The sequence below is a fragment of the Bernardetia sp. MNP-M8 genome (assembly GCF_037126285.1).
GTDB lineage: Bacteria > Bacteroidota > Bacteroidia > Cytophagales > Bernardetiaceae > Bernardetia.
The window spans coordinates 3,540,061-3,562,433 of sequence record NZ_CP147012.1 but is presented as its reverse complement, the minus strand read 5'-3'; the positions used below and the strand labels follow the sequence as shown (position 1 = coordinate 3,562,433).

Annotated in this window: 18 protein-coding genes and 1 tRNA gene; 11 read left to right on the top strand and 8 right to left on the bottom strand. The window is 32.4% G+C overall.

Going from position 1 to position 22,373, the window contains the following annotated elements:
- Nucleotides 1-15 precede the first annotated feature (15 nt).
- A complete protein-coding gene (locus tag V9L04_RS14500) occupies nt 16-2,139 on the top strand; it encodes an OmpA family protein (RefSeq protein WP_338790560.1) in 2,124 nt (707 codons plus the stop codon).
- Between the two features lie 230 nt (nt 2,140-2,369).
- Here V9L04_RS14500 and cysS read toward each other — a convergent pair whose 3' ends face one another.
- Nucleotides 2,370-3,893 (bottom strand): cysteine--tRNA ligase, encoded by a 1,524-nt coding sequence (gene cysS / locus V9L04_RS14495; protein WP_338790559.1) that lies wholly within the window; start codon nt 3,891-3,893, stop codon nt 2,370-2,372.
- Between the two features lie 257 nt (nt 3,894-4,150).
- Here cysS and V9L04_RS14490 point away from each other — a divergent pair, with 257 nt between their 5' ends.
- Together V9L04_RS14490 and V9L04_RS14485 are read left to right on the top strand one after the other, a co-directional pair.
- Nucleotides 4,151-5,062 (top strand): hypothetical protein, encoded by a 912-nt coding sequence (locus V9L04_RS14490; RefSeq protein ID WP_338790558.1) that lies wholly within the window; start codon nt 4,151-4,153, stop codon nt 5,060-5,062.
- An 18-nt stretch (nt 5,063-5,080) separates the two neighbouring features.
- Nucleotides 5,081-5,971, top strand: coding sequence for a carboxypeptidase-like regulatory domain-containing protein (locus V9L04_RS14485; RefSeq protein WP_338790557.1), 891 nt, complete (start codon nt 5,081-5,083; stop codon nt 5,969-5,971).
- 443 nt (nt 5,972-6,414) lie between these two features.
- Here V9L04_RS14485 and V9L04_RS14480 read toward each other — a convergent pair whose 3' ends face one another.
- From V9L04_RS14480 to V9L04_RS14465, 4 genes are all read right to left on the bottom strand, one after another.
- The gene (locus tag V9L04_RS14480; RefSeq protein WP_338790556.1) at nt 6,415-6,867 is read right to left on the bottom strand and encodes an HNH endonuclease signature motif containing protein; all 453 of its coding nucleotides are present in this window, start codon (nt 6,865-6,867) and stop codon (nt 6,415-6,417) included.
- A gap of 209 nt (nt 6,868-7,076) precedes the next feature.
- Nucleotides 7,077-7,149: transfer RNA gene (locus tag V9L04_RS14475), tRNA-Gly, on the bottom strand.
- A 256-nt stretch (nt 7,150-7,405) separates the two neighbouring features.
- Nucleotides 7,406-7,969: a MerC domain-containing protein gene (locus tag V9L04_RS14470; RefSeq protein ID WP_338790555.1), complete on the bottom strand. Its 564-nt coding sequence runs from the start codon at nt 7,967-7,969 to the stop codon at nt 7,406-7,408.
- Nucleotides 7,970-8,099: 130 nt separating this feature from the next.
- Nucleotides 8,100-8,531 carry a response regulator gene (locus tag V9L04_RS14465; RefSeq protein ID WP_338790554.1) on the bottom strand — a complete coding sequence of 144 codons (432 nt, stop codon included), beginning with the start codon at nt 8,529-8,531 and terminating at the stop codon, nt 8,100-8,102.
- Nucleotides 8,532-8,913: 382 nt separating this feature from the next.
- Here V9L04_RS14465 and scpA point away from each other — a divergent pair, with 382 nt between their 5' ends.
- The 7 genes from scpA to V9L04_RS14430 all read left to right on the top strand — a co-directional run bounded on the left by scpA (nt 8,914) and on the right by V9L04_RS14430 (nt 14,633).
- Nucleotides 8,914-11,094: a methylmalonyl-CoA mutase gene (gene scpA, locus V9L04_RS14460; RefSeq protein ID WP_338790553.1), complete on the top strand. Its 2,181-nt coding sequence runs from the start codon at nt 8,914-8,916 to the stop codon at nt 11,092-11,094.
- Nucleotides 11,091-11,222, top strand: coding sequence for a hypothetical protein (locus V9L04_RS14455; RefSeq protein ID WP_338790552.1), 132 nt, complete (start codon nt 11,091-11,093; stop codon nt 11,220-11,222). The genes scpA and V9L04_RS14455 overlap by 4 nt, the downstream gene beginning before the upstream one ends.
- Before the next feature lie 6 nt (nt 11,223-11,228).
- Nucleotides 11,229-11,690 carry a hypothetical protein gene (locus tag V9L04_RS14450; RefSeq protein ID WP_338790551.1) on the top strand — a complete coding sequence of 154 codons (462 nt, stop codon included), beginning with the start codon at nt 11,229-11,231 and terminating at the stop codon, nt 11,688-11,690.
- A gap of 133 nt (nt 11,691-11,823) precedes the next feature.
- Nucleotides 11,824-12,213, top strand: a complete 390-nt coding sequence (locus V9L04_RS14445; RefSeq protein ID WP_338790550.1) for a hypothetical protein — start codon at nt 11,824-11,826, stop codon at nt 12,211-12,213.
- Between the two features lie 56 nt (nt 12,214-12,269).
- Nucleotides 12,270-12,461, top strand: coding sequence for a hypothetical protein (locus tag V9L04_RS14440; RefSeq protein WP_338790549.1), 192 nt, complete (start codon nt 12,270-12,272; stop codon nt 12,459-12,461).
- Complete coding sequence (locus V9L04_RS14435; RefSeq protein ID WP_338790548.1) at nt 12,462-13,850, top strand: hypothetical protein; 1,389 nt, start codon at nt 12,462-12,464, stop codon at nt 13,848-13,850.
- A gap of 18 nt (nt 13,851-13,868) precedes the next feature.
- On the top strand, nt 13,869-14,633 hold the full coding sequence (locus tag V9L04_RS14430; protein ID WP_338790547.1) for a DUF1835 domain-containing protein: 765 nt from the start codon (nt 13,869-13,871) through the stop codon (nt 14,631-14,633).
- Nucleotides 14,634-14,747: 114 nt separating this feature from the next.
- On the opposite strand, the gene atpC is transcribed toward V9L04_RS14430, so the two are convergent.
- The 3 genes from atpC to V9L04_RS14415 all read right to left on the bottom strand — a co-directional run bounded on the left by atpC (nt 14,748) and on the right by V9L04_RS14415 (nt 18,618).
- Nucleotides 14,748-15,017: an ATP synthase F1 subunit epsilon gene (atpC, locus tag V9L04_RS14425; protein WP_338790546.1), complete on the bottom strand. Its 270-nt coding sequence runs from the start codon at nt 15,015-15,017 to the stop codon at nt 14,748-14,750.
- A 93-nt stretch (nt 15,018-15,110) separates the two neighbouring features.
- Nucleotides 15,111-16,613 (bottom strand): F0F1 ATP synthase subunit beta, encoded by a 1,503-nt coding sequence (atpD, locus tag V9L04_RS14420; RefSeq protein WP_338790545.1) that lies wholly within the window; start codon nt 16,611-16,613, stop codon nt 15,111-15,113.
- A 292-nt stretch (nt 16,614-16,905) separates the two neighbouring features.
- Nucleotides 16,906-18,618 carry a DUF4139 domain-containing protein gene (locus tag V9L04_RS14415; protein ID WP_338790544.1) on the bottom strand — a complete coding sequence of 571 codons (1,713 nt, stop codon included), beginning with the start codon at nt 18,616-18,618 and terminating at the stop codon, nt 16,906-16,908.
- Nucleotides 18,619-19,093: 475 nt separating this feature from the next.
- Between V9L04_RS14415 and V9L04_RS14410 the strand changes: the two genes are divergently transcribed.
- Nucleotides 19,094-22,315, top strand: a complete 3,222-nt coding sequence (locus V9L04_RS14410) for an S-layer homology domain-containing protein (RefSeq protein WP_338790543.1) — start codon at nt 19,094-19,096, stop codon at nt 22,313-22,315.
- Nucleotides 22,316-22,373: the final 58 nt, after the last annotated feature.

Here is a 22,373-nt window from a genome sequence, read left to right as displayed (position 1 = left end):
TATATACAAATTACAATGAAAAAAATATACTTCCTAATTCTTTCAATTTTCTTATTTATTCCGTTTGCATTTTCTCAACAAAACAATTTTAATTGGCGTGTTGGTTTACAAACAGGAAATATGACCTATCGTGGAGATTTGAATGAAAAGTTTTGGCAACAAAAAGAAATGTTCGCTACCGATTTTAATCAATTTTCTTTTGGTCTGAGCATCGAAAATACGCCTAACAAAACACTTTCAAATCGTCTGCAACTAACCTATGGAGAATTTACAGCAAACGATAGAAACACAGGAATTTTGGAGCGTTCTCTAAATGTACAAACCAAAATTTATTCGGCTGCTTATATCTTCACTTTTTATACGGATAATGGTTGGCTTTTGGGAGAAAATGCGTTTTTATCGCCTTATTTGATGGCTGGAATAGGGGGAACGTATTTTGAAAACTATGGAGATTTGTATTATCAAAATTCTCAAGATGTAAAATCTCCTTATTACTATTGGTCAGATAATACGATTCGTAATGCTCCCGAAAATAGTGGAGGAAATACTGGAAATGGACAAATTATTCAACAAGATGGAAACTTCGAAACTCGCCTTTCTGATTTTAATACAGAAAGTTCAACCAGTTATTCGCCCTATTCTTTAAATGTTCCTGTTGGTGTGGGTTTGAAACTTCGCCTTCTAAATCGTCTTAGTTTGCATGTGCAGTCTGTTGTTAATTATTCTCTAACAAGTGATTTTTTAGATGATGTAAGTGGAGATTTTCGCTCATCGTATGAAAGTGCAGAACAAGGTTATGTTGCCAATCCTGCCAATTACAATAACGGACAAGGAAGTAGAGGAAATACAAATCAAGGATTTTTGAAAAATGATGCTTTTATTTTTACTTCTTTCGGAATTAGTTGGTCGTTTTCTCCAAAAAAACATGCTTTTCGTGCGCCTGCGTTATATGCTGCCAACAAACCAAAAAGTATTTTTGAACTAAATCCAGATTCTTTAAAAACGGTAACCGTTGATGGAATTCCAGATTATAGCAAAAATTCTGAAATACAAGTAGAAACAAATCAAACACAAAACAATCAAAATCCATATAACCAAAATCAAAACGGACAAAATCAAAATCCGTACAATTACAATCAGAATTCACAATATCCATATCAAAACCCTAATCCTGTTCAGACACTCAAACTTGATATCAATGTCAATGTAACGACAACTAAATCGGGAAGTGATAGCACAGTTACCAATGTAGTAGTTGTTCCTCAAAACGGACAGATGGTGAATGGTTCTAATTATCAAAAGTTGACTTCTGAAATTACAAATTCAGATACAACAAAACAAGAAAAAACGATTCAAGAACTGGAAAGTCGTTTGAAGGAAATTGAAGATAGCAAGAAAGTAAAAAAGACCAAAGCACAGCTAAAAGCCGACGAAGAAGCGCAAGAACTCGCAAAATTAGAAATGCAAAACCTTCAAAACAAACTTGATTCTATCAAAACAGTAGAAACTCAAACTACTGGAAAATCAAATGATGAAATGTATAAATTGATGGAATTGCAGTTTTTGTATACGCAACAGCGAATGGCAGCTTTAGAAAATCAGTTGGAAAACCAAGCAGAAAATCAAACTTTAAATTCTACTCAAAATGAAGATTTAGCAAAAATAACTAATCAACTATCTACTCTTCAAACACAATTAGAACTTTTAGCAAATCAGAAACAAAACGAAAAAGTTGATTTGATTAATACTAGAAATGATACTGTTATAGTAATGAATAAAGAGCAAAAAACTCCAACGACAAGCGAAGTAATTGGAATAAAGAAAGTAGAAATTTTCTTTAAAACAGGTTCTTCTACAATCGTTCCGAAAGACAAAGAAAAAATTGCTCCTTTGATTGCCGTTTTGAAAAATGATACAAATCTAAGTGTTCGTATTTATGGTTTTACAGATTCGAAAGGAAGTGCAGCCTTCAATCAAAAACTATCAAAACAAAGAACAGAAGCCGTCAAAAAACTGCTTTTAGATGCAGGAATTTCTGAAAGTCGTATTGTAGAAGGTTCTTTTGGGATAGATACGAATAATCCTTACGGAGAAGACTTTTATGGTAGAAGAGTAGAAATTGAATTGGTGGGGAAATAAAATTGCATAACGTATTTGTAGGTCAAAAGGCTTGCCTTTGACTTGTAAAGTAAGAAATTAGAAATACCTATCAATCTGTCAAAGGCAAGCCTTTAACCTACATATTTCCAGTATTTCATAAAAAACGGCTTCAAAACATGAATATTTTGAAGCCGTTTTTTACGTCATTTTTAATTCGTAATTAGCTACGCTGCTTTAACAGGTCGTAATTGACAATTCATAATTGAATTCTACTCCTCATAAGCCCAATCAATTCTATCTTTCATATCTTTAAAGACAATACCGATTTCTTTAGCTTTGCTTCTCAAATAATCTACTTTTTCGTAGTTTCTAGCTTCTTTGGCTTCTTTATACATTTCCACTAAAGTAGCTATCATTTCTTTGAGCATTTTTTCGCCTTGTGGCAACTCTTCTTTTATCCCCAAAACTTGTTCTGTAAAATCAATCAATGTACTTTTCAGTTTATCAAAAGACTCCTTAGAGATTTGAGAAAAATCAAGCTGTCCTGCATGAAGCATATTTATTTTCTTGACAAGATTAAATAAAGCTGCAATAGATTTGGCTGTATTAAAATCATCATTGATTCCTCTAAAAACAGAAGTTATAGATTTTTGAATATCACTTTCCTGTTTTTCCTCTATGCTTAATTCTGAGTTTAATTCTGATTCAGATGGATATTCTAAGTTTTTAGCATTCTTGATTCCATTCATTAACTTAAAATAGCCTTTTTTGGCTGCTTTCAAAGCATCATCTGTAATATCCATCGTACTACGATAATGCGTTTGAAACATAAAAAAGCGAAAAACCATAGGCGAATAGGATTCTGTCAAAAGCTCTGAATTTCCTGTAAAAAGCTCATCTGGCATAATTACATTTCCCAAAGACTTTGACATTTTTGTTCCATTCATGGTCAGCATATTCGAATGTAACCAATATTTTACTGGCTCTTTTCCTGTTGTGGCAACAGCTTGTGCAATTTCACATTCGTGATGAGGAAACTGCAAATCCATTCCTCCACCGTGAATATCAAACTCATCGCCCAAATATTTTGTACTCATTACAGAACACTCCAAATGCCACCCTGGAAACCCTTTTCCCCATTGTGTGTCCCATTGCATCAAATGCGAAGGGTCTGCATTTTTCCAAATAGCAAAGTCCACACTATTTTTCTTTTCTTCTTGTCCGTCTAATTTTCGTGTTCCTTGTCCTTCTAGTTGCTCTTCGATATTTCTACCAGAGAGTTTCCCATAATTGTGGGATTCGTTATACTTCACTACATCAAAATAAACAGAACCATTAGATTCATACGCAAATCCATTTTTCAAGATTTTCTGAACCATTTCAATCTGTTCTAATAAATGTCCTGTTGCAGTAGGTTCGATGCTTGGTGGAATATTTCCCAACTCCAACATCACATCATGAAAACCATTCGTGTAACGCTGAACGACTTCCATCGGCTCAATTTGTTCCAAACGAGCTTGTTTAGAGATTTTATCATCGCCTTCATCGCTATCGCCAGTCAAATGACCTACATCAGTAATATTTCGCACGTATCTCACTTTGTATCCCAAATAACTCAAATATCTATAAACGACATCGAAAAACGTAAATGTACGACAGTTTCCCAAATGTACATCATTATAAACCGTAGGACCACAGACATACATTCCGACAAAAGGTGCATTTAAAGGTTCAAATTTTTCTCGTTTGCGAGTAAGCGTATTATAGATGAGAAGGTCTTTTTCAGGATTCATTGACTAAAGTATTAAGTAAAACAGACTTCCCAGTCTGTTCGAAAAATATTGTATTCAGACTAGGAAGTCTGAATTACTATAAAGCAATAACAAAGTTATCAAAAAACAACAAGTAGTAACAAAAAAATTCCATTTTAGGAATAATTTTGCAGCGTTTTGAGGTTAAAGTTGCGTAATCTAGGAAAACTATTAGTAAATCTTAACAAAAAAATTATCAAGACACTTCAAAGTGTCAGACAATTACAAGCCAAAAATCTATGAAAAAATCTATACTTTTTATGCTCTTTCTTCTGTTGATTTCTTATTCTGTTTTTGGGCAGGTTAGTGTGAAGGGAAAAATTATCGATGCACGAGGAAGACCTATTTTACGTCCAGTAGCTATTAAAAACTCTGATTCTACCTATTCAACTACTACTAATACTGGAAGTTTTGAGATAGAAGTAAAGAACAAAAATGATTCTCTTATATTTTCTTCTGCTGGGCGTGATGCTCAAAAATTTATTGCAAATAAAATTATAAATGATTCGATAGTTACATTAGAATCAGGAAATGTATGTACTTTACGTGTGATAGTTGTCTATGTAGAACCTTTAGAGATAAATTATTGGAGTGGAATTTTTTATAATCCTTATGGAATTATGATAAGCAAAGGTTTCTACTCAAATAAAGAACAAGAGAACAGAAAATATTTTTTATTCAGAGCAGGATATAGCACTAATTTTAAAGGTAATATAGATTTTTATGGTAGTGCAGGAACAGACCTACTGGGACAGCATATTTATTATACTTTTCAACAAACAACTGTCAATAAATCAGAAACTGAAAATAAAATAACTACACATCTTCTAGAAAGCAGTACAGGATTCAAATATTTTGGTATTATGTACGGAATAGGCTATCAACAGTTTGAAAGAAAAGGTATAGAAAATAGCTTGAAAAAAAACTGGGGTGCGAATATAGGAATTGCAAAATATATAAAATATGTAGGTAATCTTTACTTTAAATCTCTCTATTGGCAAGACTACTGGGCGTGGGATATTCGTCTGCATAAAGATTTTCGTTATAAACCAAGATATAAAAAGAGATTAACATTCACTACAGATATTCAATATCGCCAAACCACACAAGACTTTAAAGAAATCAATCTCGCTTTAGGCTACATTTTCTAATCTAAACCTTAAAAAACTATGAAAAAATCTATACTTTTTATACTCTTTCTTTTTTCTGTTTCTTGTTCTGTTTTTGGGCAGATTAGGATGAGTGGTAAAGTGTTTATTGATAGTATTGGACAAACTTCACCTGGTACGACTATTCAAATCAAGGGGACTACTAGAGGCACTATGGCAGACATTGATGGAAATTTTGAAATTGAGGTAGAAGATGAAAATGATATTTTAGTCTTTAGATGTATAGGTTGTCGTTCCTTAGAAATAATAGCTTCAGAGACTACTCAAACTATTATCCTTCAATCTAAAGTAATTTTAGAAGATGCAGTTTGTAGAATACCTTATTACCCTCTAAAAATAAATTATTGGAGTGGTATTTTTTATAATCCTTATGGTATTTCACTTAGTAAGTTTTGGGATTATTCTTTTCTAAAACGTGGAGTTGGATTAGATGGAGGATATAGTAGCAATTTTGAACACAACTCAGACTTTTATGGACAACTAAAAACTAAGCTATTTAAAAGAACTATCTATTATAAATTTCAACAAACTACTTTTTATAAATCAGAAATAGAAAATAGAATTACTACACATCTTTTTAAAAGTAGCAGTTACTTAAAATTCATCAAAACTGGCATTTCATACGGAATTAGTCATCAAACATTTTCTAAAACAGGAATAGAAAACATCAAAACCGATAATTATGGAATCCATTTAGGGTTATCAAAAAATATCAAATATATAGGAAATATTTCAGCAAAATCATTCTACTGGAAAGACTACTGGGCGTGGGAAGCAAATCTAAGTAAGTCAATTTATTACAAAAAGCTAAGACTAAATACAGCCATTTCTTATCGCCAAACAACACAAGATTTTAAAGAAATCAATCTGACTTTAGGATATATTTTTTAGATAGTTGAATTTAATGAGTGATGATTATTAAACTGACCTATCGGTCTGACCTTATTTTTATTCGTTTTTAAAATTTTACAAAAAAAAAGCATATCAGTTAAGATATGCTTTTTTGTCGATTTTTGTACTAGAAGTGGGAATCGAACCCACACGCCGATTAAGGCACAGGATTTTCGTACCGTCTACAACTTTCGTTGCATATTTTTAAATCTTACTACTAAGAATCTAAAATATTTTGTGGTCTGGACTTTCTCTTTACCTTATTTCATAAAATAAACTAATTTAGTTTACAAAGTTTAGGTACTTCCCGTTAAGTCTCTACACCTTCAATAATCCTTTATAAGATTAAAGCTTGGCTCGGGATTGCCATTTTTAATAAAAAATTAAAAATAAGGTTTCCCCGAATTTGAGAAGTTCTACTCTCTAAATTTCTCTAGAGGCACTCAATTTGATTTGTTTTTAGCTCTGAAATTATCTGTTTGACTATGGCAATTAGGACATAAGATTTGCAAATTAGAAATATTATGATTAACTCTATTTCCATCTACGTGATGTAATTCCATTTGAATAGATTTACCATTCCACTCTTCAATTCCACAAGATTCACAAATATTTTTTTTATATTCTTCCTCAATTAACCTTAATTTTAATTTATAAGATTGATATTGAGTATGTTTATTATTAAATATTATATCTTCAATAGGAATTTTAGGTGCATTTTTTCTTATACCGATACCTGCTTTATTTGGTTTATAACATTCAAGCTCTAAAGCTCTCTTTTTAAATGAATTAAAATGAAGTCCTAGTTGAGAAGCTGCTTGTGCCATAGATTTAGCATTTTTGCAAACTTCACGAAAATGATTTTCATCAATTCTATCTTCTATAAGCCAACTCATATTTATTGATTTGTATGAGAACATAAATTTCAAGAAACAAATTACTGTTTAAGTCCTGCGTGTCTACCAGTTCCACCATTCCAGCATATTATGATTTAACCTTTACTTTTAAAGATTAAATTCTCACTCATTTTTACAAATTTTATTTGAAGTTTAATTTTTGATTAAAACCAAAGAATTGATTCTCCATGTAAAGTCCGTAAAAATTGAGCGAAAGACGAGGCTCGAACTCGCGACCTCAACCTTGGCAAGGTTGCGCTCTACCAACTGAGCTACTTTCGCTTGTTAGTACTCGAAGATTTTTTTTTGACTTTTGACTCGTTTTGATGATTTACTTTTTCAATTACAAAATGAGCTATTTATCAGACCTTCTTTCCCTTAATTGTGATGCAAAGATACTACTGTTTTTTTAATATTCAATAGCTAAACTAACTTTTTTTATAAATAATTCCTTAATTATTTCTTAATGATTGATTTTCAATAGCTTAACAAGAAAAGTTTTTTTATTTATTTTCTTCAAAACATAATTAACTTCTGTTTAGCAAACACAACTAACTCTATTTGTTTGTTTAGGTTGAGTTTCTGTTGGTAATTGTACACTCTCAAAACTACCCATCTCAAAATTTAGTTCATTGTTTTTCATTGTGTTAGTTTTTATCTTTTTTCCTAAACGTTGATTCAAAACATGAAAAACAATAAGCAAGGCAGAAGCTAAATAAGCTAAATATTCTATTCCAATAACATATTCTTCTAACAAAATAGAAACTATAAAAAGACTTGCACAACTCCAGAGACCTACTTTAATCCAAGAAACGAAACTTTTACGAGTAGCAAAAAAAACAGCTATCAGCGTAATCAGAATGAAAAAATAATCTAAAGAATGCCAATGCGAACCTTCGAAAAGACTAAAAAATTCTAAAGAAGAATGAGAATGTTCAGTATGCGAAGTAGAAGCTAACACATCTCCTGCATAATAAATAGAGTGAACTCCCATTAGAATAGGTACAATAGCACAATGAATTATGCACAAAAAGGCACTCACTGCTCCTATAAAGTCGGAATTGATATTTTTTATTTTGCTTAAATACAAATATTTTTTCATAGCGTAATTTCTTGCAGATTATTTTATATGCAAATATAGTAAATGCAACTCAGTTGCAAAAACAAAACGCTAAAAACTGAATAAAAGTTTTACAAAAAGTAAAAATTTAAAGAAATTAGTCTTAATAAATTTATTTTTGCTTCAACCAAACATCTTTTACAGCATTTAGGGCATCTTCTGTTAGAGGTTTTGTAGTAAATTTAATTACATATTCGTTTCCTACAATTCTATCAATATCACGCTTATTGTCAGAGCTAGAAAGCACTGAAATACGACATTTCTTGTGTACAGACTTTGGCATTTGACCAAATTCATACAGGAAAATAAAACCATCAACGATAGGCATGTTTATATCCAAAAATATTAAATCTGGAAGTTTTGACTCATCGTCTTTATTTTCTTTTAAATATTCTAATGCACTTTTTCCTGAATTTTTTGTAACTACTTCGTTTGCAAAGCCTGTAAGTTCGATGATGCGTTTACTAATAAAATTATCAGTATCGTTGTCATCTACAAGCATAACTAAGCTGATTTTGTCTGTATTTTGAGTTGAGTTTGCCATAAGTAAGTCAATGTCTATCTTGAATGGAACTATTTGTTTGAGTAGTATTTTTATATCCAATTATCATTTTAACACAATAATACGGATTTTTCAACCATTTTTTGAATGAAAATAGGATTATTTTTGAAATAAATTTGATATAAGACAATAGATTTTTTAAATCGCTATTTTTTTTTCAATTTTAAGTAAAAATTAGAATAGACCAAAATAAGAAAACCTAATTTGTTAAACAAACTTTGAACAATATAATTTTAATTCCTATTACAAATGTCTAATTATAGATTCTTAGTAAGAAATAAATTTCAAAGCAAAGCAAAATTAGGTTAATTTTGAAATGCGCTTCAGCACAATAAATCAGCTAAAAACTGCCAATTATAAATATATGGATTTTAAAAACATTACTCTTCAAGACCTCAAAAATAGAGCTGCAAAAAAAGCAGAACAAAATACACAAGAACTTCCAAAAGAATTTCCTGTTTGGGAAACACCTGAAAAAATTGCTGTAAAGCCATTTTACACAAAAGAAGATTCTGCTTCGCTTCCTCATTTGAATTATCAGGCTGGTATTGCACCTTTTTTACGTGGTCCTTATCCGACTATGTACGCTGTTCGTCCTTGGACGGTTAGGCAATATGCAGGTTTTTCGACGGCAGAAGAATCAAATGCTTTTTATCGTCGCAATTTGGCAGCAGGACAAAAAGGTCTTTCTGTGGCTTTTGACCTTGCAACGCATAGAGGTTATGATTCTGACCATCCTCGTGTAGTGGGAGATGTAGGAAAGGCAGGGGTAGCAATTGATAGTGTTGAGGATATGAAGATTTTATTTGATAAAATTCCTCTTGATGAAATGTCGGTTTCGATGACAATGAATGGAGCAGTTTTGCCGATTATGGCATTTTATATTGTGGCAGCAGAAGAACAAGGTGTTGCGACAGAAAAACTGAGTGGAACGATTCAGAATGATATTTTGAAAGAATTTATGGTGCGTAATACATATATTTATCCACCAGAGCCGAGTATGCGAATTATTGCCGATATTTTTAGATATACAGCCGATAAAATGCCAAAATTTAATTCTATCAGTATTAGTGGTTATCACATGCAAGAAGCAGGTGCGACGGCTGACATTGAGCTTGCTTACACGCTTGCTGATGGCTTAGAATATGTCAAAAAAGGAATTGAAGCAGGATTAGATATTGATGGATTTGCGCCTCGTTTGTCGTTCTTTTGGGCAATTGGAATGAATACGTTTATGGAAGTTGCCAAAATGCGTGCAGGGCGTTGGCTTTGGGCAAATATGATAAAAGAATTTAATCCGAAAAGTGAAAAATCAATGGCTCTCAGAACGCATTGCCAAACTTCGGGTTGGTCTTTGACAGAACAAGATCCTTTTAATAATGTAACTCGTACAACGATTGAGGCTTTGGCTGCTGTTTTTGGTGGTACGCAGTCTTTACACACTAATTCTTTGGATGAAGCTATTGCACTTCCTACTGATTTTTCGGCTCGTATTGCTCGTAATACGCAATTATTTATTCAAAATAATACTGATATTACAAAAGCCATTGACCCTTTTGCAGGTTCGGATTATGTAGAAAACTTAACTTATGAGCTTGCAAATCGTGCTTGGGAACTGATTGAAGAAGTGGAATCTTTAGGAGGAATGACAAAGGCGATTGAGGCAGGAATTCCAAAATTACGAATTGAAGAAGCTGCTGCACGAAAACAAGCACGTATTGACGGACAAAAAGATACGATTGTGGGTGTAAATAAATATATAGTTGATGAAAATGAAGAAGACAAAGTAGAAATTGATGTTTTGGATGTCGATAATGTGGCTGTGAGAGAATCTCAACTCAGACGATTGAAAGAAGTAAAAGAAAAACGCAATGATGAAAAAGTCAAAATTGCCCTTCAAAAACTGACAGACGCAGCACAAAACAAAACAGGAAATCTGTTAGAACTTGCTGTAGATGCTGCACGAGAACGAGCTACTTTAGGCGAAATTTCGCAAGCAATGGAAAGTGTTTTTGGTCGTTATCAAGCACAAACCAAACTTATTGCAGGAATGTACTCCAATGAAATGGACAAAGGAAACGAGAATGGGAAAGGAAACAGTGATTTTGCACTCGCTCAAAAACGCTCTGATGAGTTTGCAGAGATTGAAGGTCGTCGCCCACGTATTTTGATTGCCAAAATGGGACAAGATGGACACGATAGAGGGGCGAAAGTAATTGCTACCAGTTTTGCAGATTTGGGTTTTGATGTGGATATAAGTCCTCTTTTCCAAACGCCTGAAGAAGTAGCCAAACAAGCTGCCGAAAATGATGTGCATATTGTAGGTGCGTCTTCGCTTGCTGCTGGACACAAAACGCTCGTTCCTTCCCTTATTGACGAACTCAAAAAGATAGGTAGAGATGATATTATGGTTGTGGCTGGGGGTGTGATTCCTCCGAAAGACTATGACTTTTTGTATGAAAAAGGTGTTTCGGCTGTTTTTGGACCCGGAACTGTGATTGCAAAGGCTGCTTTGAAGATTTTGGATGAGCTTTTGGAGGAATGAGAAATGCTTGGGTAGGATTGGCGAGTGATTTATATGATTTTTATGATGAAAGGCAGGATGAATGCTTTGAAAAAGAAAAATGGTGTCGTTTGTGGGGACACAAACAACGGCTAGTTTTTTATAAATAACACGAAATGAAAACAATAACTTACAAAAATCAGATTTTTGAAGTAGATTTTGATAGAACTAAAGAAGTCTATGATAATATTCAATTCAGTAACCTTTTCTCTTGTAATTGTCATGGTTGCAGAAACTTTCTAGTCAATAGAGAAAATATTTATCCAAAAGAAGTCCTTAATCTGATGATTCAACTAGGAATAGATTATAAAAAAGGTTCTGAACTGCACCACATATGTAAAATTGAAATAGGAAAACATCTTTATGGAGGTTGGTTTCACTTTAAAGGTAGGATTTTGGAAAACGGAAATGAGTTGACAGAAACTGAAACTATTGAAGTAAATGAAGATTTTAAATTTTTCTTTAAGCGAGATGGTTCTCTTTCCTTTTTTGATAAAGAAGAGCATAATCAAATTATGCAATTGGAAATTCTTGCTCATTCTGATTGGGTACTTGAAAAGGAACTAGAATTGGATTAGAGTACGATGATGAATCACAGTATAAATATTTTTCATCTTATATCTAAAAATGAATAAATCAATAACAATCAAATTAATATCCATACTAACATCGCTATTGTTATTTTATCTTTTACCAAACATAGGATTATGGATGCATTGTTTAACTATTGCTCTAGTCTTATATTCTACTCTTAAAAAATTAAAGGTGTTTTCAAGACTTCTTATTTCTCTGTCTTTAAGTGGAATCATTTTTTTATCCTTAGCTGATAGAGCTTATGAAAAACAAGGACAAAAAGTAGTAAGTATGTTATTTAATTATTATCATACTAATAATCAAACTGTTCCAAAAAATCTCAATAATAATATAACATGGGAAATAATCTCTTACACTCCCCTATTTGATAAATATCAATATGATTGTAAATATGATTCATCAAGAAATTTTTTCTTTCAATTGGAATATAAAGATATTTGGGGGAAATATTACAATTATGATAATAAAGATGGGGATTTTAGAATTGGTAAAACGTTGAACAAATAAAAGACAAACTATTCAGAGTCATACAGGAAATAAAACAAGAAGAATTATTTAATTCTTTGGAAAAAATGATTTATGAGTTGGTAGAATATTCAAACCCTGCTTTGAAGTATGTAAAAACAATCAAAGAAAAATTTGATGTAAATTTATTTATTTCTGAATACCATTTTTCTATGCAGAATATCAAAAATATGCAAGGGAAATTAGCTGATGAAGATTCTTTTGAAAACCTTTTAAATGATTTGAATTAAATGAACCCCAAAAACTACCACATTCTAAACGGAGATTCTCTAAAAGAACACAAAAATACTTATATGAAAATTACCATCTTACTACTTCTATCTTTGCTTTCTTTTGCTTGTCAAGCTCAAACTTTAAAAAACAGTAAAGACAAAATAGATAAAGCAGAAAAAGAATTATCAGATTCTTTTACAACCTTTTTCTCAACATGTCTTTTAGAAACAGATTGTAAAAAGTGTGTTGAAGAGCTTGTTAGTCAGGCGACAGATGAATACAAAATGTATCTGATTGGAACGGCTTTATATAACATTGATGAAGAAAAGTCTTTTGAATTGCATAAAAAAGCGATTGAACTAAAGCCAAATGAACTCAATTTTTCGCTTGAATATGCAATGCAACTACACAGAAAGGGACTGTATAAAGAAGCAATTCCTTATTATTTGGCATATAAAAAGGAGGTAGATAATGATTTTAGAATTGATTTGTGGTTGTCTGAATGTTATTTGAATACTAGCGAATCAGACCAATCAATAAAGCATTGGAAGGCAGCTATTGAAAAAGGAAGTAATACAGGCATTGATAAAGCTATTTATCTTATTCATGGCAGAACAGACCAAATCAAAAATAGGTCGGAACTACTATCCAAAACAAAAGAAAAAAATGAAGAAAGTGCTTACAAATTAATAGCTTTAGATGCCAACTGGGAAGTAGACTGGTGGAATTCGCTTACACAAACTTTTTTTATAGAAAAAGATTTAGAATTAATAGGCACAACCTTTGGAAAAACAAGTGAAATTTATACAGATTTATCGGCTTATTATTCTATTAAAAAAATATATGAAGAGAAGAATAATATAGATTCTATAAAGCAGATTTTTAATACTTCTAAATTTATTACTGCTGGAAATAGATTTATTAAAAATGGAAAAATTACTTCCGAATTACTTAGAATAGCATTTTTAAATAAAGTAATAGACGAAAAAGAGTTTTTTGATTCCAGAAAAAACGAATTGATGATTTTTTCAGATTCCTTAAAAGACATCGAATTACTAAATATTTACGCCTATTTGGAAGCAACTATAAATGAAAAAGTTTCGGAAGAAACAGATAAAAAAGGATGGAATGAGTATAAAGATGAACGATTTGCAATAAGCTATTTTATGGGATTAGCAGAAAAAAACACCTATTCTAATCCAGATTTAGAAAAAGCACTACAAGATTTTCCAAATTCGGCAGGTATTCAATATGTAAAACTAAATTGTGCTTACATTGAGAAACGAGATTTTAAGGAAGATTTAATTCAACTCATTAAAAAAGATTTTAAAACACTCGGTTCACACCCAAATAGATATTCGTATGGACTGAAAAGTTATTTTTATTTGTTAGAAAATGGAAAATAGAATTAAACCCTCAAAAAAATGAATTCTCAAAACTACCACATTCTAAACGGCAGTGCATTAAAAGAACAATTTCCAAAAACTATTGAAGACAAAATAATTGTTGCTAGAGAGGCTTTGGTCGATGGAAATGTAGAAGGAGAGAGTTTGGAAGAGTTTTATGAAACGAGAGCTAGATTTATTAGTAGCACTTATGCAGGATATAGCAAAGAAGATTATTTTGAAAAAACGGTTTCTGAGTTTGAGAAAATACAGACTATTCCTAGCAATGCAGATATTAATCTATGGTTTGAAGATGATTTGTTTTGCCAAGTAAATTTTTGGTTTGTGGCTTTTCTTCTCAATAAAAACAATCATAAAAATTCTATTTTTTTAGTTCGTCCGAAAGAACATACGCAGTACGGTTTTGGTGGCTTGAATGAATCTGAATTGATTTCTATTTATGAAAATCGTTTGTCTATTGGTCAGAATGAGCTACATAAAATTGCTCTTCTTTGGGAACATTACAAAAATAACGACACCAAAAAATTAGTGCAAATAGCTAAAGAACTGGGCGAAAATTATGCTTTTATGCTTCCTGCCATAGATGCACATCTTCAACGCTTTCCAACAAGTGAAGAGAAATTAGGAAGACCCAAAGCATCACTCATTCAGATAATGAAAGACCTCAAAAGTGAAGAATTTGCGCCTGTTTTTAGAGAATTTTCGAAAAGAGAATCTATTTATGGTTTTGGAGATTTACAGGTAAAACGGCTTTTTGATGAGGTGAAATCTTTCTTTCTTTAAAAAGAATTTTGCTAAGATTTTCAATTCTTTTATTGTTTTTATCAACAAAAAAACCGTTCTACTCAAAAAATGAATAAAACGGTTTTTTAGAATTTTATTTTAATGACAAATTATTTACTTAGCAAATTGATCTAATTGACTAGACTCTGCCAAGATAATAACGTGGTTATTAAGCACTTCAATTACGCCACCACTAATAGTATAGAAAACTTCTTTTCCTTCTTGGGTACGTATTCTTACCTTTCCTTCTTGCAAAGAACTAACAAGAGCAGCGTGATTGTCCAATACTTCGAAAGAACCTTTTGCTTCCGAACCTGGAACTAACACACCTGTTGCTTGTCCTGAAAATACTTTATCGTCTGGAGTAATAATTTCCAAAAACATAATTTATACTAATTTAGATTTTAGAATTTAGAAGTTAGATTTCTGAAGTTTAATTAAATTCTAACTTCTAAAATCTAACTTCTAACTTTATTTTTAAGCGTTTGCTTCTTTAAGAAGTTTCTCACCAGCTTCGATTACTTGTTCGATTGTTCCTTTAAGTAGGAATGCTTTTTCAGGATATTGGTCAAGTTCGCCATCCATAATCATATTAAAGCCACGAATTGTGTCTTTGATATCAACAAGCTGTCCTTGAAGACCTGTAAACTGCTCTGCTACGTGGAATGGCTGAGATAAGAAACGCTGAACACGTCTAGCACGAGTTACAACTAATTTATCTTCTTCAGAAAGCTCATCCATACCCAAGATAGCAATGATATCTTGAAGTTCGTTGTAACGTTGAAGCATGTTCTTCACACGTTGTGCTGTATCATAATGCTCATCACCTACAATTTCTGCACTCAAAATACGAGAAGTAGAATCCAAAGGATCTACGGCAGGATAGATACCAAGCTCTGAAATCTTACGAGAAAGTACAGTTGTAGCATCCAAGTGAGAGAAAGTTGTTGCTGGAGCTGGGTCAGTCAAGTCATCTGCAGGTACATAAACAGCCTGTACAGATGTAATTGAACCACGCTTAGTAGAAGTAATACGCTCTTGCATTACACCCATTTCAGTTGCAAGTGTTGGTTGGTAACCTACAGCAGAAGGCATACGACCTAAAAGTGCTGATACTTCTGAACCTGCTTGAGTAAAACGGAAAATGTTATCGATAAAGAAAAGAATATCACGTCCTTTTCCTTGTCCGTCGCCATCACGGTAATACTCTGCAAGTGTAAGACCTGACAAAGCAACTCTAGCTCTTGCCCCAGGAGGCTCATTCATCTGACCAAAAACGAAAGTAGCTTTAGAATCTTTCATTTTCTCTTGATCTACAAGAGATAAATCCCATCCGCCTTCTTCCATAGAGTGCAAAAAGTCTTTACCATAATCTACAATACCAGATTCTAACATCTCACGAAGAAGGTCATTTCCTTCACGAGTACGCTCACCTACACCTGCAAATACAGAAAGACCAGCATAAGCCTTTGCAATGTTATTTATAAGCTCTTGAATAAGAACTGTTTTACCTACACCAGCACCACCAAAAAGACCAATTTTACCACCTTTTGAGTATGGCTCTAAAAGGTCAATTACTTTGATACCTGTAAAAAGAACTTCTGTTGAAGTAGACAGATTTTCAAAAGCAGGAGGATCACGGTGAATAGGAAGACGTTGTTCGCCTTTTGGTTGAGCAATACCATCAATAGCTTCTCCAACTACGTTAAATAAACGTCCTTTTATATCTTCTCCAACAGGCATAGAAATTGGCTGACCTGTATTTGTAACGCTCATCCCACGTCTAAGACCTTCAGTACCTTCCATAGAGATAGTACGTACACGGTCTTCGCCTAAGTGTTGTTGACATTCTAGTACAACGAGTGTACCGTCTTCTTTTGTTACTTGAAGAGCGTCTAAGATATGAGGTAAACTACCATCTACGAAACTCACGTCCACTACGGGACCAATTACTTGAACGATTTTGCCTGTTGTTGCCATATTTATTAATTACGAATTACGAAATGAATATTCAGCGAAGCTAATTGAGAATTACAAACTAAGCAAATAATTCAAAATAGCGTAATCCATTCGTTATGATGATTAAATCAATTAAACGTTTTAGTTTTTTCTTGATAGCTTCTTAACTATAAAGATATAGAAGCGTATTTAATTTAACTGCAAAAGTAGTATTTATTATTCGTATCTCAAAAGTTTTTGATAAAAAATACTGATTTTAGACCTTGAGTAATCTTCTAGAAAATTGAACTTCTAATTATAATTATAGAATATCTTAATTCGTTTCCACATAATTAGTATCCAATTGTTTTCCTTTTGGATATTTGATAGTATATTCTAATTTGAATTTCTTAGAATCAGAAGGAGGAATTTCAGTATTCCAAATTACTTTTCCAGTTGTAGTAGTTAGCTCTCCACCACTTAGATTTTCGGTTTCTACTTCAATTCTACTATCCATAGAAAGAGGAATTTGGTCAATGACTTTCACATTTACTTTGCGACTCAAATTATTTTTCACTACAATTTCAAAGACTTTTGATTCTCTCACATTTGAGCCTATAAATTTACGTTTGTTTTTATCTTTTAGCGTAATTCTTTCAGCTACAATACGGCTATCTTTTCCTAATGAAACGGCTAAAGTATCACCCGAATTTTGCGTATCCAAATAAGTTTTACCTACAAATTTGTTTTCAAAATAAATATTTACATCACCAGAAACAAGTTGATATTGCTGCCAATCTGAAAGGTTTGCCATCAAAAAACCTTCTTTATTTTTTCCTGAAAAAACAGTATATTGATAATCTGTTTCCACTTCCATTTTTGAAACTTCTACAAGTTGTTTTCTTCCGTCGGAAAGAATGGTATAAGGCAAACTAATTTCGAACTCGGAAGCTAGAGCTGTTTCTTTTGTTTTGGTATAATCTGCAATAGATTCAGATTTTTCGTCTTCTCCTCCCCAATCGCCACCACTTCCCCAGTCATCTCCTCCTCCATAATCATCACTTGTAAAACCCATTGCAATTTCTTCTTCTGTTAGTTGCACCTCTTCGTTATATATTTCTTGTGGAACAAAAATTTTCAAATGTTGTGCATAAAATTCAGGCGTTTCGGTGCTTTGTGTTGGGTCTGCTGTCGATAAAGTCAGATTTATATCTTTCCAATCAATTCCTGTAGTTTGGCTTACGTGCGCTCTATATGAAATTTCCATTGGCTCGCCTACTTCCTTTGCTCTCAAATCATAAATTGGATTCCAAGAAACATTTTTAACTAAATATTGCATCATAAATTCTACAAGTACAGCAGATTTTGCTTCCAAACTCACAATCACTTCCCCAGAAGGAATATCAACTGATAAATCAAAACTAGAGTTTGTGCTTTTGTTAAGCATGCGAGACAAATCGCTTTGCAGACGACTAATAAGCAAATTATTTTCAGCTTGCATTTGATTATTCTGTCTGATTTCTTTACGAACTGTCGAAATTCTTTTTCGTATAAAATCTGCCATTTCTGCAAGTTCAGTAGGCGTAAGTGGGCGTGTTTGACTACTGATTTTTTGATTATCAATTAATAAAATTTCCTCATTTTGTAAAATCTGTAAATCGTCTGAAAGTTCTTTTTTTATTAAACGAGCTTCTTGTAATGAATCTCTTATCTTTTGAGAAATTGCCCACGCTTTCGGATTTCTTCGGCTTGTTATGGTTGGTTGAACAGAAAAAATAGTTACTTGATTAGAATTTGCCAAAAGCTGAAAACTATTTTCTATAAGTTTAGGAGAAAGTCCTGTAAAGATAATTTCATTTTTTCCTTCTTTTAAGTTTGCTTTTGCGAGGCGTGTAATTTGCGCTCTTGTTCTAAAAACGGTTACAGATTCAATTTTACTAGTTACAGATTGGGAATTTAGGCTTTGAGAAAAAGCAAAGTTATGCTGTAAAAAAAAGAAATAGCAGAGAATTGATAGTGATACTAAAAGTAAGTTGTGGTTTTTCATAATTCTATTTTTAGAGAATGAATAAGTAGTTTTTGAGATAATTTAGTAAAATAACCTCAATTAGTCTATTTTATTGTGTCATTTTTTGGAGAGAGATAAATCAGAATCACAGTAACCATTACTATTATTTTTTTTAAAAAATTACTTGTTACTTAAGTCAGATAACTTAAACAAAAATACTCGCCTTGCATAACAATAAATTCAATAAGCAATACATTTTATTGAAAAACTTTCATTTTTTGAGTTATAAACTTAAAGTTATGATAGTAAAAAAACATTTTTACAGAAAATATAGCATTTTTAAAAAACAAATTTAACAAAGAAATAACAAAAATCACTCAGTAAAATACAAAAATAAAGTTGTTAATAGTTGTAAAATTATTATCTTTGAGATAGATTAGTTAATTAACTAAATTTTACTCCCATTACATTTCATACTAAATTTTATCCCTTTATTTTTAGACAAAAAAATTATATGAACACGAAAGTGAAAATTACCTTTGCTTTAGTTTTAATTGTTTTATTAATTGGAATGGGCTTTTCTTTTTTAAAAAAATCCTCTGCCTTCTCTATTTTCACTAAAAATGGCATTGAAGCAACGGATGATAATGCTCAAAAACAAGAAGCTCAACGTTTATCAGCTTATCTTAAAATGAGTGTAGAACAACGCAAAGCACTTCCTAAACAAGATCGTCCTAAGGAAGCAATGTTAAGAGATTTTGAAATGACAAAAGATCCAGCATTGGGTTATGTTCCTTCTCAACGAAGAATACAAGTATTTAAAGAAGTACAAGAAATGTCTCGTACTCGTCGTTTGGCTAAAGCCATTGCAGGAACAACATGGACAGAAAGAGGACCTAACAATATTGGTGGCAGAACACGTACTATTATGTTTGACCCAAATGATGGAAATCGCAAAAAAGTGTGGGCTGGTGCTGTTTCTGGAGGATTGTGGTATAATAATGATATTACAAATGCTACTTCTCAATGGCAAAATATAAATGATTTTTGGGCAAATTTAGCAGTAACTTCTATTGCTTATGACCCTTCTAATACACAAATTATGTATGCAGGAACGGGAGAAGGTTTTTTTAATGTTGATGCTGTACGTGGAGCTGGCATTTGGAAAACTTCTGATGGAGGACAAACTTGGAATCAATTAGCAAGTACAAATAATTCTAACTTTCACTATATTCAAAAGATTGCTATTACGCCTGGAGGCTCTGTATTTGTAGCTACACGAACAGGTGTTTTTAGATCACAAGATAAAGGAAGTTCTTGGTCATTCCTAGTTAGTGGAAATGCTTCTGATATAGAAATTACATCAAATGGAACTGTATATGCTGCAACAGGAATTTTTAGTACAGGTATTGTTCGTAAATCTACTAATTTTGGTCAGGATTGGACAATTGTTACTCCTGCAACAGGTGGACAACGTATAGAACTTGCTGTTGCACCTTCTGATAATAATGTAATCTATGCTGTAGCAAGTGGGAGTAATAATAGTGTAGCTTGGTTTAGAAAATCTACTGATGGAGGAAGTTCTTGGTCAAATGTTACTATTCCTTCTTATTTAGAACAGAATTGTCAGATAGGAACAAATGATTTTACTAGAGGACAGGCTTGGTATGATTTGAGTTTGGTAGTACACCCTACTAACCCAAATAGTGTAATAGTGGGAGGAATTGATTTACACAGAACTACAGATGCAGGTTCTACTTGGCAGTTAATATCTTACTGGACAGGGGGCTGTAATAAACCTTTTGTTCATGCAGATCAACATACAATTACTTTCCGTCCACAAGATTCCAATGTAGCTCTTTTCGGACACGATGGAGGAGTTTCTTATTCATCTAATATTTGGAATACAAACCCTACATTTGCTACTCGTAATAATGGCTATAATGTAACTCAATTCTATGGAATAGCTACAAGTAGTGTTGCAAATTCGAATTATATGTTAGCTGGAGCGCAAGATAACGGAACTATCAAGATAAATAGCTCAGGAATTAGTGGAGGAGTAACTGCAAGTGGAGGAGATGGTGGTTTTCCACACATTGATAAAGATAATCCTAGCTTTCAAATTACTTCCTTTACTAATAACAATTATAGTATTTCTAAAGATGCAGGTTCTTCTTTCAATTTTGTAGTAGGAAATAATTCAGGTAGATTTATAAATCCTACTGATTATGATGACAATACGAATATTCTCTATTCGGCATCAGGTTCAAATCAGTATATGAGAATAAATAATTTGACTAATGCGATTAATACTATAACACTTACAAATGTTGCTGTTAATGCTCTTGCAGGAACTCAAATATCAGCTATAAAGGTTTCTCCTTATACAGATAATCGTATTTTTGTAGCTGACGATGCTGGTAAAGTCATTCGTATTGATAATGCACATACAAATAGCCCTACCATACTTACTATTTCTAAATCAAATATTCCTTTTGGATATATTTCGTGTATAGAACTAGGAACTTCTGATAATGAAATCTTGATTACTTTATCTAACTATGGTGTAGCATCTGTTTTTGAAACTACAAATGGAGGAACTTCTTGGGTAAATAAAGAAGCAAACCTTCCTGATTTTCCTGTACGTTGGGCATTGTACAATCCAAACAATACAAATGAAGTTCTTTTGGCAACTGAAACAGGGGTTTGGTCTTCGGATAATTTCAAATCTGCTAATCTTACTTGGGGATTGAGCAGTGCTGGATTAGCCAATGTACGTTGTGATATGCTCGTTTATAAAGAATCTGACAGAACAGTAGCTGTAGCAACCCATGGAAGAGGAATATTTACAAGTGATGTATTCAAAACTATACCTATTCCTGCTGACGTAGTTGGAAACTGGGCAGAAAATGAAATTCGTTATATGATAAATAATGCATTTATGGCTGGTTATTCTGATGGAACATTCAAACCTGATAATTTCCTTACTCGTGCAGAATTTGCCACTATGATTGTAAAGGTAATCAATCCCCCAATTTCTAGTAATCCTACTATTGCAAACCGTAGTTTTACAGATATTAGTGGACACTGGGCAGAACAAAATATCTTGAAAGCAGCTCGTGCTGGTTATTTATCAGGCTATCCAGATGGAACATTCTTACCTAATGACAAAATAACTAAGATGCAAGTAAACCTATCTATCTCTAATGGATTAGGATTAAGTGGAGGAACTTCTTCTATGCTAAATTTATTTACAGATAAAGCTGATATTCCTGCTTGGGCAACTACATCAATTAGTAATGCTGTTGGAAATCGTTTTGTAGCTAATCATTCTGATAAAAATTATTACCGTCCAAATTGGAGTAGTACCCGTGCAAATGCTGTTGTGGTTATGTATCAAGCCTTGCGTTATTTGAATCGTGCGCCCGAATTGTATAACTTTTATATTGTTGTACCAAGCAATCCAGTTTCTAAAATAGCTGCTATTACACAAGACAATAAGAATTTTGAAGTTACTGTTTATCCGAATCCTGTTCAGAATGAATTACGTTTTAATATATTTTCCAAGAATCCAATTGAATATGTAATTTATGAAGTTGCTTTAGGTAAAGTAGTAAAACAAGGAACTTTAGATAGTTCTAGAAAAGTAGATGTTTCTACCCTTACTTCGGGAATTTATATTGTCAAAGTTTCAGTAGATGGAATTACACATACAAAGAAAATTGTTAAAAGTTAATTGAAGATAGTTTAGCAATTCTTTTTAATCAAAAAAGTCATTCTAAACTAATAGAATG